This window comes from Planomonospora sp. ID91781 (assembly GCF_015711595.1).
Taxonomy (GTDB): domain Bacteria; phylum Actinomycetota; class Actinomycetes; order Streptosporangiales; family Streptosporangiaceae; genus Planomonospora; species Planomonospora parontospora.
The window spans coordinates 487,283-501,975 of record NZ_JABTEY010000003.1; the positions used below are offsets into that span (position 1 = coordinate 487,283).

Here is a 14,693-nt window from a genome sequence, read left to right on the forward strand (position 1 = left end):
CGCTTCCGCCCGCCGTCAGCCACCGTTGGCGCGGCGGACCCTGTCGTACTCGTCGGCGTTGGCCCGGATCGCCTTGGCGGCGTCCTCCAGCCGGACCGCGAACATCCCGTAGACGTAGGCCAGCGTGTTCGACACCGGCCCGACGTACATGCCCGCGACGCCCTCGGGGGAGTGGTTGCGGCCGACGCTCCGGGCGAACGCGCTGGCCGCCGGCCAGGTCCCCACCTGGAACTCGGTCAGGGCGGAGTCCTGCCAGAGGCCGGTCGCCGACCCGGCTCCGCTCTTCATCTCGCCGGCGCAGCGCTCCAGGTCCTCGGCGACCTTGCGCATCCGCGCCACGTCGAACTCGGTCCCCGTCACGTAGTTGTGCACACCGGGCCAGTTCGGATCCGGGGAGAGCTCGTTACCCATCGTTCTCCTTGAAGACTCCCGTGAAGACTCCGAAGAATCCTCGGCCGACCTCCGCCGCGGCGGCGTGCGGGGCGCACCGGCCGGACGCGGCCGCCGCGTCCCGCGGCGTCCGCGCGGAGCCCGGCCGACGCGCCTCCTCCCGGGTCAGCTGGACCAGATCGCCCGGTTGCGCGCCTCGGCCGCCTTGTAGTTCTCGTTGGCGGTGCCGAGCGCGACGGCGGCCTCGTTGAGCTGGCGCCCCATCTCCTGCTCGGCGGCGTCCCAGATCTTGCGGTGCTCCTCGAAGAAGTTCGCCGCGTCGCCGGCCCAGTTGTCGCCCAGGACCTCCTGGAGCTTCCTGATGAGCTCGTCGGTCGCCTTGTCCATGTTGCTGACGACCTTGAGGAGCCCCAGCTGGGCCTGCTCCATCTGCACGAAGTTGACCTTCGTATAGTCGGACACTGTGCTCTCCGTCCTTGTCGTGGAGGGATCGTGGGGAGGGATGCCGGGGGCCGCGCGGGCCTCAGGTCACCTGGTTCCGGTGTTGATGAGGGCGTCGACCCTGTTCATGCCGCTCTGCACGTCCTGGTCGGCCGCGCTGTAGGTGATGGAGTTGTCGCCCATCTTCTGCGCGATGGACTCCAGGTCGCGCCGGACGATCATCATCTGCTCGTCCCACTTGGTCATGGCCTGGAGGAACTTGGCCGACGCCGTGCCCAGCCACCCCGTGGCCGTCAATTCCTGCGTGGTGGTCTGCACGCCCTTGCGGAGACCCTCGACGTACTGCGCGGTGTCCACGACGAGTTCCGACGCCTTCTTGATCTGTGCCGGACTGGCACCGAAGAAATCCGCCACCGGTCACCTCCGTGACATAGGACCTGTTTGCCGGTCGCGGCTCAGCGCCCGCGCCGGCCGTGCGACCCGATGCCGCATCGCCGACGAGGCGGACTGCTCCCGCGAACATCATCACCAGGCATGCTAGTGATCTCGCCCGCCCTGGATAACAAGAATGCATATTACGGACAGATAACTTTGCCACCTATTAGGTCAGATGTCCCGTCCGAGGCATATATCCAGAAAGAGGAGGCACTGAGGCACGCGTCTGCCCTTACATGCTCCTACAGTCCCAAACGGTGACGAATCCGGTCAAGCTCCCCCATAACATCGTTGAAGGTGCGGTCATAGGCCGTCTCCATCTCCTTGATCCGGTCCTTCAGGGCCTCCGGATCGCGGGCCTCCCGCATCGCGCCGTCCCCGCCGAAGGCGCCGTCCAGCAGGTCCTCGAACCGGGTGTTGAAGTCCTCGGCGGCGGCGCGGACCGTCGCCTTGATCATCTCCGCGAGCTCCCCCGCGCTCAGCCGCATCGCCTTGGGGTGGAGCTCGAGCCCGCTCAGCCCCTGGCTCCCGTACTCCACCGCGACCAGGCCGCTCTCGTCCTCGGCCCGCCCGACCAGCTCGGACGCGGCCTTCTGCACGTCCTGCACGTGGTCGAACCGCATGTTCAGCAGCTTGTCGACATCGATGTTCGCGAAATCCCCGAACCCAGCCGTCATCGCTCATCCCTCCTCGTGGACGCCGCCGGCCCGCGGGCGCGGGCGGCGGCACGCCGGCTTCTCCTCCCGGACCTCGCGGCACCTCCGCGGGCACGGGCCGTACTCCCCCGGACCTCGCGGCACTCCCGCGGGCACGGGCCGTTCTCACCCAGCCAGGCCGCGCACCCAGGCGTAGACGTCCAGCACGCCGAGGGCGAGCGGGAACAGCGCGACCACGAGCAGGACCTCGATGATGTCCCCGGCCCGCCCCCAGAACGGCGACGGCCGCCCCGACGGGAGCCACAGGCCCAGGCCCGCGGGGAGCGCCGCGGCCCACAGCAGCGCCACCACCACGGTGATCGCCGCGGCGCCGCCCCCGGCGACCGCCTGCCCGACCGCGAACACCGCGAGCCCGGCGACGCCGCCGAGCGTCAGCCAGAGCCGCTGGCCGAGCCCCTGGAAGACGCGGGCCCGCATGACGAGCACCGCCGCCAGCACCAGCGCCGTGGCGATCGCGATCCAGCGGCCGTCCAGCAGCAGGTACACCTGGGTGACCAGCGCCGTCAGCGCGATCCCGGCCACCATCCCGGTCGCGTACCGCTGCGCCCGGCCGGTGCGCTCCCGGATGGTCTCGCCGTCGACCCGCTGGTTGTCGGCGCGCAGTTCCTCGGCGTTGGTCGGCATTGCGGGCATCGGCAGCCGGGCCATCCGGAACGACAGCATCGGGACCGCGGAGCCGAGCGCCAGCAGGATCGAGGCCGTCACCGCCGCGACCCCGGCGGGGGAGGCGCCCGAGACCATCACGACCCCGGCCGCCGCCGCCCCGGCCGCCGCCGCCACACCGGTGCCCATGAAGCCCGGCACGCCGTCGGCGATCACGATCCCGCCTGCGGTGGCCACGAAGACGGTGACGGCGAAGCCGGAGAGCAGGTGCGGCGCGCCGAACCCGGCCGGGGAGTCCGTCAGGCCCGCCGGGGCGAGCAGCCCGGCGAGGAAGCCGTACGGCAGGGCCGTGTAGCCGATCAGCGCGCCCGCCGCGGAGTCGCCCAGCGCCCGCGAGACCGCGCCGCCGGCGCCGAGCAGCAGGAGCGCCAGCACCGCGGCGAGCACCGCGGGGACCGTCCAGGGAGGACCGGCGGCCACCAGCGCCACCGTCCCGGTGAGCAGGAGCGCCACCGCGGCTCCCAGCCCGGTCAGCCGGGTGTGCTTCTTCTCCCAGTTGCTCGGCCCCTCCTTGACGCTGGTGGCGACCACGTCGGCCACGTCGTCGAACACGGCCGGGGGCAGTACGGCGTCGCGGGGACGCAGGTAGAGCACCTCGCCGTCGAGCACGCCCAGGGCGCCCAGACTCTGGCCGAGGTCGAGGGGGGCGCCCCCGATCCGCTGGAGCACCCAGACGGGGACCGCGGCGGCGCCGCCGCCCGTCTCGCCCACCGCCTGCAGCAGGCCCGGCAGGATGTGCGGCAGCGGGATGTCCGCGGGCAGCGCCAGGTCGGCCTTCACCCGGGGGGCCACGATCGTGACGTGGCACAGCGGCGGCAGCGGCGCGGCGGACCGGACCGCCACCCCCTGCGGCCCCGGTCCCTGGACGGGTGGTTGACTCAGCGGTAGCACAGCCGTTTCCCTCTCCCGTGGACATCACGAATATCACCGACATAGGGGATATCTCGGATATGGCGGATACGGTAGCGGCACAATGTGGATCACGCGCGGTGGTCGGCCGCAGGCGCCGGCGGCCGCGCGAGTGGACGGGTCCACCGGCGGCAGGGAAGACGTCCGGGCACAGGAGGGCATTTCCAGGGTGAGCATCGTCGTCGTACGGCGTCCCGAGCGCCGTCCCCCGCCCAAGCCACCGCGGGGCGAGATCCTCCTCGAGTCCCCTCCGGAGATCCCCGAGGTCCAGTCGCAGGGCTTCGCCGGGGTGATGACCTACCTGCCCATGCTGGCGGGAGGCGCCGCCATGGGCCTGATGTTCACCGCCGGGGGCAACACCAACCCGGTCATGTACGTCGCCAGCGGCCTGTTCGCCCTGTCCATGGTCGGCATGACCGTCGGCCAGCTCGGCCGCCAGGCCGGGGAGCGCAAGTCCCGCCTGAACGGCCTGCGCCGCGACTACTTCCGCTACCTGTCCCAGGTCCGCAAGCGGGTGCGGCGCGCCGCCGTGCAGCAGCGGGAGGCGCTCGAGTGGAGCAGCCCAGCCCCCGACTCCCTGTGGTGGATCGCCCTGGGCCCGCGCCTGTGGGAGCGGCGGCCCCGCGACGACGACTTCGGCACCGTACGGCTCGGCACCGGCGTGCAGAAGCTCGCGATCCAGCTCATCCCGCCGGACTCCAAGCCGGTCGAGGACCTGGACGCCCTCTCGGCCGGCGCGCTGCGCAGGTTCGTCCGGACGCACTCGACCGTCCCGCACCTCCCGGTCGCCGTGGCCCTGCACTCCTTCGCCCGGATCAGGCTCACCGGCGACCCGGTGGCCGTCCGCGGGCTGGTCCGGGCGATGGTCGCCCAGATGGCCGTGTTCCACTCCCCCGACGACCTGCGGATCATGGTCTGCGCGGGCGGCGAGTGGATGGCGCAGTGGGACTGGGTCAAGTGGCTGCCCCACGCGCTGCACCCCGAGGAGACCGACGCCGCCGGTCAGGCCCGGCTCATGTCCGGCACCCTCGCCGACCTCGACCGGCTGGTCGGCGAGGACCTGAAGGAGCGCGCCCGCTTCCGGCCCGGCGCCTCCGCCGACGCCCTGCCGTACCACGTGCTGATCGTCGACGGCGGGCACATCCCGCACGACTCCCAGCTCGGCGCCGACGCGATCCAGGGCGTGACCGTCATCGACCTGTCCGGGACCGCCGGGGCCGTGGAGGAGAAGAGCACCCTGCGGCTGGACGTCCGGCCGGACGGCTTCTTCATGATCAAGGTCGACCACGCGGGCAAGGAGAGCTCGACCCGGCTCGGCGACCCCGACCGGCTGGACTTCCTGCGGGCCGAGGGCCTGGCCCGGCAGCTGGCCCCGCTGCGCGCCTCGACCGCCAAGGGGGGCGAGGAGCAGGACGTGCTCACGGCGAACACCTCGCTGACCGACCTGCTCGGGGTGGGCGACCCGGCCCGCCTCGACCCGGCGGTGGCCTGGCGGCCCCGGGCGGGGCGCAACCGGCTGCGGGTGCCCATCGGCCTCGGCGGGGACGGGCGGGTGGTCGAGCTCGACATCAAGGAGTCGGCGCAGGGCGGCATGGGCCCGCACGGCCTGGTCATCGGCGCCACCGGCTCGGGCAAGAGCGAGCTGCTGCGCACCCTGGTCCTCGGCCTGGCCATGACCCACTCGTCGGAGATCCTGAACTTCGTCCTGGTCGACTTCAAGGGCGGCGCCACCTTCCTCGGCCTGGACTCCCTCTCCCACGTCTCCGCGGTGATCACCAACCTGGAGGACGAGCTCCCCCTCGTCGACCGCATGCACGACGCCCTGCACGGCGAGATGGTCCGCCGCCAGGAGCTGCTGCGCGCCGCGGGCAACTACGCCTCGCTGCGCGACTACGAGCGCGCCCGCGAGCAGGGCGTGCCCCTGCAGCCGCTGCCCACCCTGTTCGTCGTCATCGACGAGTTCAGCGAGCTGCTCGCGGCCAAGCCCGAGTTCATCGAGCTGTTCGTGATGATCGGCCGGCTGGGCCGGTCGCTCGGCGTCCACCTGCTGCTGGCCTCCCAGCGGCTGGAGGAGGGCAGGCTCCGCGGTCTCGACACCCACCTGTCCTACCGGGTCGGCCTGCGCACCTTCTCGGCCATGGAGAGCCGGGTCGTGCTGGGCGTCGCCGACGCCTACGAGCTGCCGTCCGCGCCCGGGAACGGCTACCTCAAGTTCGACACGACCGGGATGACCCGGTTCAAGGCCGCCTACGTCTCCGGCCCCTACCAGGCGGACCCGAGCCACGGGACGGCGGGCGCGCGCGGACCCGTCCGCCAGGTCGTGCCGTACGGCCCGGCGTTCGTCCCGTTCCCCGTCGTGGAGGAGCCTGCCGGGCGGCCGGAGACGGAGGACGGGCCGCCGGACGGGACCGGCGGGGAAGGCGGCAGGGACGGCAGGGACGCTCCCAGCCTGCTGGACGTCGTGGTCGGCCGGCTGCGCGGCCAGGGCCCTCCCGCCCACCGCATCTGGCTGCCGCCGCTGGGCGATCCCCCCACCCTCGCCGACCTGCTCCCGCCGCTGTCCGTCACGCCGCAGCTCGGCCTCACCACGGCCGGCTGGGCGGGCCGAGGCCGGCTGCACGCCGTCGCGGGCGTCGTCGACAAGCCGTTCGAGCAGCGCAGCGACCCGTTCTGGCTGGACCTGTCGGGCGCGGCCGGCCACGTCGGCGTCGCCGGCGGGACGCAGAGCGGCAAGAGCACGGTGCTGCGCACGCTCATCACCGGCATGGCGCTCACCCACACGCCGCGCGAGGTCCAGTTCTACTGCCTGGACTTCGGCGGCGGCTCGCTCGCCTCGCTGGAGGCCCTGCCGCACGTGGGCGGGATCGCCACCCGCCTCGACGCCGACCGCGTGCGCCGCACGGTGGCCGAGATCGCCGCCCTCCTGGAGCGGCGCGAGCGGGACTTCGCCGAGCAGGGCATCGAGTCGATCGCCGCCTACCGGCGGCAGCTCGCCGACGGCACGATCCAGGGCGACGGCTGGGGCGACGTCTTCCTGGTGGTCGACGGCTGGCTGACCGTCCGGCAGGAGTTCGAGACGCTCGAACCCGTCATCACCGACCTGGCCGCGCGCGGCCTCGGCTACGGCATCCACGTGGTGGCCGCCACCAACAAGTGGTCGGAGTTCCGCCCCGGCATCCGCGACCTGTTCGGCACCCGGGTCGAGCTCAAGCTCGGCGACGCCTACGAGTCGGAGGTCAACCGCAAGGCGTCGCTCGCCGTACCCGAGGGCGTGCCGGGCCGCGGCCTCACCAAGGAGGGCCTGCACTTCCTGTCGGCGGTCCCCCGGATCGACGGCGTCCGCAGCGCCGAGGACCTGCCGGCCGGGGTGCGCGCGCTCGTCCACGCGGTCAGGGACGCCTGGCAGGGCCCCGCCGCCCCGGGTGTGCGGCTGCTGCCGGCGGTGCTGCCCGCCGAGACGCTGCCGGGAGCCGAACAGACCGGGAACCGGATCCCCATCGGCATCGACGAGGCCGCCCTCTCCCCCGTCCTGGTGGACTTCGACACCGATCCGCACTTCATCGTGGTGGGCGACACCGAGAGCGGCAAGTCCAACCTGCTCCGGCTCGTCACCGAGGGACTGGTCGCCCGGCGCACGCCGCAGGAGGCCATGATGATCGTGGTCGACTACCGGCGGTCGCTGCTGGACTCCGCCGCCACCGAGCACCGCATCGGCTACGCCGCCTCCGGAGCGGCCGCGCTCGAACTGATCAACGACGCGCGCGGCGCCCTGCTCAAGCGGCTGCCCCCGGCGAACCTCACCCCCGAGGAGCTGCGGGCCAGGAGCTGGTGGCAGGGCTCGGACCTGTACATCGTGGTCGAGGACTACGACCTGGTGGCGACCTCGTCGAACCCGCTGCTGCCCCTGGTCGACCTGATCCCGCAGGCCCGCGACATCGGCCTCCACCTGGTCATGTCGCGGGCGATGGGCGGCGTGGGCCGGGCGATGTTCGATCCGGTCATCCAGCGGATCAAGGACATGGCGACCCCGGCCGTCATCCTGTCCGGCAACAAGGACGAGGGTACCCTGTTCGGCAACGTGCGCCCGCACCCGCTCCCGCCCGGCCGGGGCTACCACACCGACCGGCGGCACGGCGCCCGCCTGGTCCAGACCGCCTTCCTCGCCCCCCAGCCGCCGCCCGAGGCCGGATAGGCTCGGCTGCGTCCCGCGGAAAGGAGGACATCGTGCTCCGCGACCCGAACATCTGCGACGCCTGTGCCCGCCTGCGGCTGCGCCGCAACCGCGAGGCCGCGACCTCGCTCGACCTGTGGATCCCGCACTGCGAGGCCTTCCCCGACCGGGTGCCGGACGAGATCTTCCTCGGCGGTTTCGACCACCGCGCGGCGTATCCCGGTGACGGCGGCGTCCGCTTCGCGCCGCGCGAGGGCGCGGAGGACGCGCTCCGCCTCTACGAGGAGCGGATCGGCGCCGTCTGAGGCGGCCGCCCGGGCCCCCTCCTCGTACGGGGGCCGCCCCGTACGGACCCGCTCCCCGTCCGGGTCCGGCCGGACCCGGCCCTGCCAGGGACCGCCTCCGCCCCGGTCCCCGCCGAGGGCCGCCCCGGCCGCCGCGCGGCGGTGCTCAGCCGCCCGCGCCGTCCGGCAGGTGGTGGGCCCTCAGCACGACGCCCAGGGCGATGGCCAGCGGGCGCGGCATGCCCGCCCCCATGTACTCGGCGAACGCCTCGGCGACCATCTCGTGCGGGTCGGCGGCGCCGTAGCGCGACAGCGTCCGCCCCACCTCCGCGGCGGTGTCCGGGTGGAACGGCATGTCCACCGCGAGCCGCCGCCCGGTCACCTCCCGGAACGCCTGTGCCAGCTGGCGCTCCGCGCTGTAGGGCAGATCCTGGAGCAGGTGGTGGCCGAACTCGTGGTAGAGGACCGCGCCGAGGTCCTCGTAGCCGCGGGAGAGCCAGCCCACCCGCATCCGGTCGGCGTACAGCTCGGTGACGCGCCGCGGGTCGTCCAGCATCCCGGCGTTCAGGTAGATCCCCTGGTCGGGTCCCCTCAGCACGGAGTAGCCACCGCCGACGCCCCCCTCGAACCTGCCGAGCGGGTCCCGCGTGCTGATCTCGCCGAGCCCGGCCATCACCTCGGGGAAGCCGTCCGCGAGCCGCACCAGCGCGCGGTTGTACTCGCGGGCGATGTCGGGGTGCATGGGCGTGGAGGTGTAGTCGACCACCGGGGCCCCGTCGCCGAACCTGTCGGCGAGGATCCGCTCCGCCTCCGCCTGGGCGTCGGCCAGCTCCCTGAGCTGCTCCGGGGAGAACTGCGCGTCCCCCGCACGCCCGTGCCCGCCGCCCGGGTCCCCACCCGGGTCGCCCACGACCGCGTCCCGGACGCCGGCGGCCTCCCGGGCGCCCGCCGCATCTCGGGCACCGGCGGCCTCCCGGCCACCCGCCGTCTCCCGGCCACCCGCCGTCTCCCGGCCCGGCCCGTCCGCCGGCCGGTCTCCCCAGTTCAGCAACCTGTCGACGGCGGAACGCGGCGCGGTCCCGTCCTGTCCGCCGTGCCCGGCGCCGAAGCGTCCCTCCCCCGCGTGCCCCGCGCCGCCGTACCCGGTGCCGTCACCGGGCCGCCCGGCGCCGGGTACGGCTCCCCCGTCGGGTGCGGCCTGTGCGAGTCGGGTCGCCGATCCGGCGCCCTCCGGAACGCCGGGACCACCGGCACCACCACCGTCACGAGCACCGGAACCGCCGGTACCGCCGGAGCCGCCGGGGCTGCCGCCGTCACGAGCACCGGAGCCACCGGAACCGCCGGAACCGCCGGAACCATCACCGTCACGAGCACCGGGACCACCGGAACCGCCGGTGTCACCGGAAGCGTCCGAGCCCCGGGAGCCGCCCGGGCCTCCGGGACCACCGAGGTCACCGGGGCCGCCGTGATCGCCGCTCCGCCACGAAGGGCTCGCGCCCGCCCAGTGCGCGTCCGCGCCCCCGAGCGCGCCCGCCGTGGTCCCCTTGAGCACCGTCTCCCAGTCGAAGTCGCCGCTCAACCCCAGCGAGACCGCCGTGGCCGCGCCGTTGGCCAGCGCCGACTGGCCCATCAGCCCCCACATCGACCGGCTCGACGCCGCCAGCAGTTTCTCCAGCGCCGACATCTCCGCCCGGGTCAGACCCGCCTGCAGCCCTCCGGTGGCCAGCCGCGACAGGCCGCCCGACAGCCCGGTCAGGAATGCTCCCGTCAGCGCGCCCGTCCCGGCCGACGCCAGGACCTGCTCCCAGTCGATCGAGTCGCGCCGCGACTGGGACGCCTGCACGCCCAGGTCCAGCCCGGCCATGAGTCCCCCGAACAGCCCGATGTTGAGCAGCAGCCGCCGGGCGATCTGCCGGACCGTCATCCTGGCGATCTGCGCCCGCGCACCCACCAGCGTCAGCGACACCGCCCCCCACGGCCCGGCCGCCGCCGCCAGGAGCCAGGCGATCTGGAGGATCAGGAACCAGACCGACACCTCGATCATCCGCTTGGTGTACTCGACCTGCACCCCGACCCGGTTGAACTCCAGCGCCGCCGCCACCAGCCGGTCCACCAGGTCGGCCTGCCTGCCCCCCGAGACGCGCCGAACATGGTCGGCGAACGCCTTCAGCGCCTCGCCGTCCCAGTCGTCACCCGGCCGGACCGGCGCCCCCGAGCCGAGCGGCCCGCCCGAGGCCACCTTCAGCGCCGCCGCCGCGCACGCGTCCGCCAGGCGGAAGCACGCCGACTCGTCCCCCTCCGGCCAGTCCGTGCCCACGACCCAGCCCACCCACGGTTTCGCCCAGTCCGGGACCAGGAAGCCGTCGAATCCCACAGGGCTCACTCACCGGGGACGGTGCCGGCCTGCTCCGCGGCCCGGTAACCATCGGCGTTCGCGATCAGCCCCTTGCGCACGCCCTCCAGTTCGTCGATGTACGCCCGGAATCCGCCGAAGATCGACTCCTTCAGCTTCGGCAGGTTCCGCTCCAGCTCCGCGCCGTACTGGTCGTCCCCGAGCGGCCGCCCCTCCCGGAGGAACACCTCCTCCAGGGCCGCGCACTCCGCGGCCATCCGGTCGCGCTCGTCGGCGAACGCCCGCGCCCGCCGGAGCAGCCCCGCCCGCTCCGCCTGGTAGCCCCCGGACCGCTCCGTCATCCGCGCTCCTCCACCCGGAGGTCGGCGGACCGGGGCAGGAAGGACGCGAGGTCCACCCCCTCGCCGAAGACCTCATCGTACGGCAGGCCCTCCGGCACGAAGGGCGCCATCAGCTCCCGGGTCCCCTCCGCCACCTCGGCCGTCGCCGCGTCGATCTGCTCCATGATCGTCTGCGCCAGCTCCGACGGGGACAGCCTCCGGTAGATCCGGGGATCGAACTCGATCTTCTGCACCCGGCCGCGCGGCCCCACCGTCACCGTGACCATGCGGTCGCGCGAGGAGGCGGTCGCCGACAGCTCGCCGAGCCTGCCGTACACCTCCCGCAGCCGCTCCGCCTGCCGGTCGTACTCCGCGGCGAGCCCGTCCATCGCCGCCCGGAACTCGTCCATCAGCGGTGGCCCCCTCCCCCTGGTGTCACAGGCATGTCACCCATTATCGAGCCGAATACCGGAGTCGAGTAAAAAATGACCGATTCCCGGAAGATCCTTATCTACTATGCTCGACCGGGTCCGACTCCGTAGCGGCCGGAAGGAGACAGCCGGATGGCGGGTGTCGACCTCCACTACGAGGCGCTCGAACGGTGCCGCACCGCGGCCAGGACCCTGGCCGGGAAGTTCGCCGATCTCGGCGCCGGATATCCCGCCAAGGGGACCGACTCGTCCGTCTTCGGAAAACTCGCCGACTCCTCGGCGCTGGCCACCGCCGTAGACGGGGTCGAGACCGCGGTCGACGGCGAACTCGGGCGCGTCACGAGCAGGCTGAAGGGCGTCGAGCGCGCGCTGGACCTCGTGCAGGACAACGTCCGCGGCGCGAACCGGGCCGGCGGGGCGGTGGAAGCATGAGCCTCAGGGACCAGGTCGCCGGCCTGCCCGGCGGCGCCGAGCTGTCCGAGCTCGCGGGCAAGGTCGACGGCGACCCGGCCGCCGTCCGCGCCGTCGCCGCCCGCTGGCGGAGCGCGGCGGGCAAGGTGAGCGACCACACCGGCGGCCTCGGCGGTGCCGTCGCCGAGGTGGACGCCGCGTGGAAGGGCGAGTCCGCCGACGCCTTCGCCACCTACATGCGCCGCTACGGCCGCGCCGGCGACGCGCTGCACGACGCGCTGACCGACTGCGCGACCGCCCTCGACACGGCGGCCGCGGCCCTGGAGAGCGCCGAGACCAGGATCGGTTCCATCATGGGCACCCTCCTCGACGACGTGGCCGCCCACCGCGAGAGGAACCCCGGCAGGTCGGACAAGGACCTGGAGCCGGGCATCAGGTCGCTGGTCGGCCGGGCCGTCTCGGACGCCCGCCCGCACGTCGAGGCCGCCGGCAAGGCCGTGACCGCGGCGAAGGACGCGGTCACCAGGCACATGGCCGAGCGGCCCCTGACCTTCGCCGACATCGCGGCGGCGGGCGACGAGCGGTTCGTGCCCGCGCCGGGCCGGACCGTCGACTGGGAGCGGACCGCGGGCTACCGGCCGCAGGACGGAGCCGGGAGCGGCGGGAACGGCGGGAACGGCGGCGGCGGGAACGGCGGCGGCGGGAACGGCCAGGGCGGCGGCTTCGGCGGCTACGGATCGAGCGGTCCGCCCCCGCCCGGCGGCGGGCCCGCGCCGACCGGGCAGGTCAAGGAGTGGATCGAGCAGGCGGTCGAGATCCTCAAGGCGCAGGGGTACCCCGCCGAGAAGATGAACCCCAGCGACATCTGGATGATCATCCAGCACGAGTCCGGCGGGAACCCGCACGCGATCAACAACTGGGACTCCAACGCGGCGGCGGGCATCCCGTCCAAGGGGCTGATGCAGACCATCGACCCGACCTTCGACCGCTGGTCCCTCCCCGGCCACAAGGACATCTACGATCCGGTGGACAACATCATCGCCGGGGTCCGGTACGCCATCGGGCGCTACGGCTCCGTCTCGGCGGTGCCCGGCGTGGTCGGCACGAAGAACGGCACCGGCTACGTCGGCTACTGATCCCGGACCTGCCGTGCCGGCCCCGGCGCCGGCGGGCTCCCCCGCCCCCGGACCGGCCCCGCCGACCACCGATCCCGGCGGCGCCGTCCGCGGGCTCCCCGCCCCGGGCCGCCGGGCTCCCGGCCCTCCGACCGTCTCTCTATAGGGTGTGACGATGAAGCTCACGAAGTTCGGACATGCGTGCGTGCGCCTGGAGAAGGGTGATTCGGCGCTGGTGATCGACCCGGGTTCCTTCAGCGAGGAGTCCGCGCTCGACGGCGCCCGGGCCGTGCTCATCACCCACGAGCACTTCGACCACGTCGAGCCCGAGCGGCTGCGCCGGGCCGCCGAGGCCGACCCGTCCCTGGAGATCTGGACCTGCGAGGGCGTGGCCGCCGCGCTGGCCGGAGTCCCGGCCGAGATCCACGTCGTGCGGGACGGCGACGCGTTCGACGCGGCCGGGTTCCGGGTGAAGGCGGTCGGCGAGTGGCACGCGCCGAACCACCCCGACCAGCCGATCGTGCAGAACGTCGGCTTCATGGTGGACGACGAGGTCTTCTACCCCGGCGACGCGCTCACCCCGCCGGGCGTCGAGGTGCCCACGCTGCTGGCGCCGACCAACGCGCCGTGGCTGAAGGGGTCGGAGCTGATCGCCTACCTGCGCGAGGTCCGTCCCGCCCGGGCCTTCTCCACCCACGACGGGCTGCTCAACGAGATCGGCCTGGGCATCGTCGACCGGTGGCTGGCGCTGGAGTCGGAGAAGCAGCAGGCCGACATGCGCCGTCTCAGGTCCGGCGAGTCGGTCACCCTGCTCTGAGACGGTACCGGGCCCCGCGACGCCGAGGGACCGCGGCGGACCGGCGCGGAGCCGGACCGCCGCTGCGCCGCTCAAACCGGTCAGGCCGTGCCGGTCAGGCCAAGCCGCTCAGGTCAGGCCGCTCAGGCCGCGGAGGCGATGGTGGCGGAGCCGATCACGGTGTCGCCGAGGTAGAGCACCGCGGCCTGGCCCGCCGCCACCCCCGTCGCCGGGGCGTCCAGCTCCAGGTGGAGCCGCTCCCCGTCCCCGGAGACCTGCGCGCGGCAGCCGTACACCTCGCCGTGCGCGCGGAGCTGGACGATGCAGTCCAGCGGCTCGCGGGGCGCGTCGACCGGGCCGTTCCAGACCGGGCGGACGGCCTCGATGGCCCTGACCTCCAGGGACGAGCGCGGGCCGACCGTGACCGTGTTGGAGACCGGTTCGATGGACAGCACGTAGCGCGGCCTGCCGTCGGCGGCCGGGCGGTCGATGCGCAGGCCCTTGCGCTGGCCGACGGTGAACCCGTAGGCGCCCTCGTGGCTGCCCACGACCTCGCCCGACTCGTCCACGATCGGGCCCTCGGCCGCGCCGAGGCGGTCGGCCAGGAAGCCTCGGGTGTCGCCGTCGGCGATGAAGCAGATGTCGTGGCTGTCGGGCTTGTCGGCCACCATGAGCCCGCGGCGCGCGGCCTCGGCGCGGACCTCGGCCTTGGTCGAGTCGCCGAGCGGGAAGATCGCGTGGCCGAGCTGCTCGCGGGTGAGCACGCCGAGCACGTAGGACTGGTCCTTGCCCTCGTCGGGGCTGCGGTGCAGCACGCCGTCGACGATCCGGGCGTGGTGCCCGGTGGCCACGGCGTCGAAGCCCAGGGCGAGGGCCCGGTCGAGCACCGCCTCGAATTTGATCTTCTCGTTGCAGCGCAGGCACGGGTTGGGCGTGCGGCCGGCGGCGTACTCGCTGACGAAGTCCTCGACCACGTCCCGGTGGAACCGCTCGGCCATGTCCCAGATGTAGAAGGGGATGCCGATCACGTCGGCGGCCCGGCGGGCGTCGCGGGAGTCCTCGATCGTGCAGCACCCCCGGGCGCCGGTCCGGTAGGACTGCGGGTTGGCCGAGAGCGCCAGGTGCACGCCCGTGACGTCGTGGCCCGCCTCGGCGATGCGAGCGGCGGCCACGGCTGAGTCGACGCCGCCCGACATGGCGGCAAGCACACGGAGAGCCATAACCCTCCTGAGCCTACCCGCGTTGGCAGGTGCCCCGT

Annotated in this window: 14 protein-coding genes; 5 read left to right on the top strand and 9 right to left on the bottom strand. The window is 73.6% G+C overall.

Annotation, left to right across the window (positions count from 1 at the left end; genetic code table 11):
* Positions 1-15 precede the first annotated feature (15 nt).
* The 5 genes from HS048_RS32510 to eccD form a co-directional block, all read right to left on the bottom strand.
* Complete coding sequence (locus HS048_RS32510; RefSeq protein WP_068897646.1) at positions 16-411, bottom strand: hypothetical protein; 396 nt, start codon at positions 409-411, stop codon at positions 16-18.
* A gap of 144 nt (positions 412-555) precedes the next feature.
* Positions 556-852, bottom strand: a complete 297-nt coding sequence (locus HS048_RS32515) for a WXG100 family type VII secretion target (protein ID WP_068897647.1) — start codon at positions 850-852, stop codon at positions 556-558.
* Between the two features lie 66 nt (positions 853-918).
* Positions 919-1,245, bottom strand: a complete 327-nt coding sequence (locus tag HS048_RS32520; RefSeq protein ID WP_068897648.1) for a WXG100 family type VII secretion target — start codon at positions 1,243-1,245, stop codon at positions 919-921.
* A 263-nt stretch (positions 1,246-1,508) separates the two neighbouring features.
* Positions 1,509-1,943: a hypothetical protein gene (locus tag HS048_RS32525; protein ID WP_068897649.1), complete on the bottom strand. Its 435-nt coding sequence runs from the start codon at positions 1,941-1,943 to the stop codon at positions 1,509-1,511.
* Positions 1,944-2,087: 144 nt separating this feature from the next.
* The gene (gene eccD / locus HS048_RS32530) at positions 2,088-3,536 is read right to left on the bottom strand and encodes a type VII secretion integral membrane protein EccD (RefSeq protein ID WP_084008394.1); all 1,449 of its coding nucleotides are present in this window, start codon (positions 3,534-3,536) and stop codon (positions 2,088-2,090) included.
* Between the two features lie 187 nt (positions 3,537-3,723).
* Between eccD and eccCa the strand changes: the two genes are divergently transcribed.
* Together eccCa and HS048_RS32540 are read left to right on the top strand one after the other, a co-directional pair.
* Positions 3,724-7,746: a type VII secretion protein EccCa gene (gene eccCa, locus HS048_RS32535; RefSeq protein WP_068897651.1), complete on the top strand. Its 4,023-nt coding sequence runs from the start codon at positions 3,724-3,726 to the stop codon at positions 7,744-7,746.
* 32 nt (positions 7,747-7,778) lie between these two features.
* Positions 7,779-8,030 carry a hypothetical protein gene (locus HS048_RS32540; RefSeq protein WP_196469791.1) on the top strand — a complete coding sequence of 84 codons (252 nt, stop codon included), beginning with the start codon at positions 7,779-7,781 and terminating at the stop codon, positions 8,028-8,030.
* A 145-nt stretch (positions 8,031-8,175) separates the two neighbouring features.
* Here the strand turns inward: HS048_RS32540 and HS048_RS38350 are convergent, their stop codons facing one another.
* The 3 genes from HS048_RS38350 to HS048_RS32555 are packed head-to-tail and all read right to left on the bottom strand — an operon-like array spanning position 8,176 to position 11,092.
* A complete protein-coding gene (locus HS048_RS38350) occupies positions 8,176-10,392 on the bottom strand; it encodes a hypothetical protein (protein ID WP_196469792.1) in 2,217 nt (738 codons plus the stop codon).
* On the bottom strand, positions 10,389-10,703 hold the full coding sequence (locus HS048_RS32550; protein ID WP_068897654.1) for a hypothetical protein: 315 nt from the start codon (positions 10,701-10,703) through the stop codon (positions 10,389-10,391). The genes HS048_RS38350 and HS048_RS32550 overlap by 4 nt, the downstream gene beginning before the upstream one ends.
* Positions 10,700-11,092 carry a YbaB/EbfC family nucleoid-associated protein gene (locus tag HS048_RS32555; RefSeq protein ID WP_230882413.1) on the bottom strand — a complete coding sequence of 131 codons (393 nt, stop codon included), beginning with the start codon at positions 11,090-11,092 and terminating at the stop codon, positions 10,700-10,702. The genes HS048_RS32550 and HS048_RS32555 overlap by 4 nt, the downstream gene beginning before the upstream one ends.
* A 153-nt stretch (positions 11,093-11,245) precedes the next feature.
* Here HS048_RS32555 and HS048_RS32560 point away from each other — a divergent pair, with 153 nt between their 5' ends.
* The 3 genes from HS048_RS32560 (at position 11,246) to HS048_RS32570 (ending at position 13,456) form a co-directional block, all read left to right on the top strand.
* Positions 11,246-11,545 (top strand): hypothetical protein, encoded by a 300-nt coding sequence (locus tag HS048_RS32560; protein ID WP_196469793.1) that lies wholly within the window; start codon positions 11,246-11,248, stop codon positions 11,543-11,545.
* Entirely contained in the window at positions 11,542-12,660 is a 1,119-nt protein-coding gene (locus tag HS048_RS32565; RefSeq protein WP_196469794.1) for a WXG100 family type VII secretion target, read from the top strand. The genes HS048_RS32560 and HS048_RS32565 overlap by 4 nt, the downstream gene beginning before the upstream one ends.
* Positions 12,661-12,814: 154 nt before the next feature.
* Positions 12,815-13,456, top strand: a complete 642-nt coding sequence (locus HS048_RS32570) for an MBL fold metallo-hydrolase (RefSeq protein WP_196469795.1) — start codon at positions 12,815-12,817, stop codon at positions 13,454-13,456.
* Between the two features lie 122 nt (positions 13,457-13,578).
* Here HS048_RS32570 and mnmA read toward each other — a convergent pair whose 3' ends face one another.
* A complete protein-coding gene (gene mnmA / locus HS048_RS32575) occupies positions 13,579-14,655 on the bottom strand; it encodes a tRNA 2-thiouridine(34) synthase MnmA (RefSeq protein WP_196469796.1) in 1,077 nt (358 codons plus the stop codon).
* Positions 14,656-14,693 lie beyond the last annotated feature (38 nt).

Coding starts and splice junctions, on each gene's coding strand:
- HS048_RS32570 (WP_196469795.1), top strand. CDS start 12,815: ATGAAGCTCACGAAGTTCGGACATGCGTGCGTGCGCCTGGAGAAGGGT.
- HS048_RS32565 (WP_196469794.1), top strand. CDS start 11,542: ATGAGCCTCAGGGACCAGGTCGCCGGCCTGCCCGGCGGCGCCGAGCTG.
- HS048_RS32525 (WP_068897649.1), bottom strand. CDS start 1,943: ATGACGGCTGGGTTCGGGGATTTCGCGAACATCGATGTCGACAAGCTG.
- HS048_RS32550 (WP_068897654.1), bottom strand. CDS start 10,703: ATGACGGAGCGGTCCGGGGGCTACCAGGCGGAGCGGGCGGGGCTGCTC.
- mnmA (WP_196469796.1), bottom strand. CDS start 14,655: ATGGCTCTCCGTGTGCTTGCCGCCATGTCGGGCGGCGTCGACTCAGCC.
- HS048_RS32560 (WP_196469793.1), top strand. CDS start 11,246: ATGGCGGGTGTCGACCTCCACTACGAGGCGCTCGAACGGTGCCGCACC.
- HS048_RS32555 (WP_230882413.1), bottom strand. CDS start 11,092: ATGGACGAGTTCCGGGCGGCGATGGACGGGCTCGCCGCGGAGTACGAC.
- HS048_RS32510 (WP_068897646.1), bottom strand. CDS start 411: ATGGGTAACGAGCTCTCCCCGGATCCGAACTGGCCCGGTGTGCACAAC.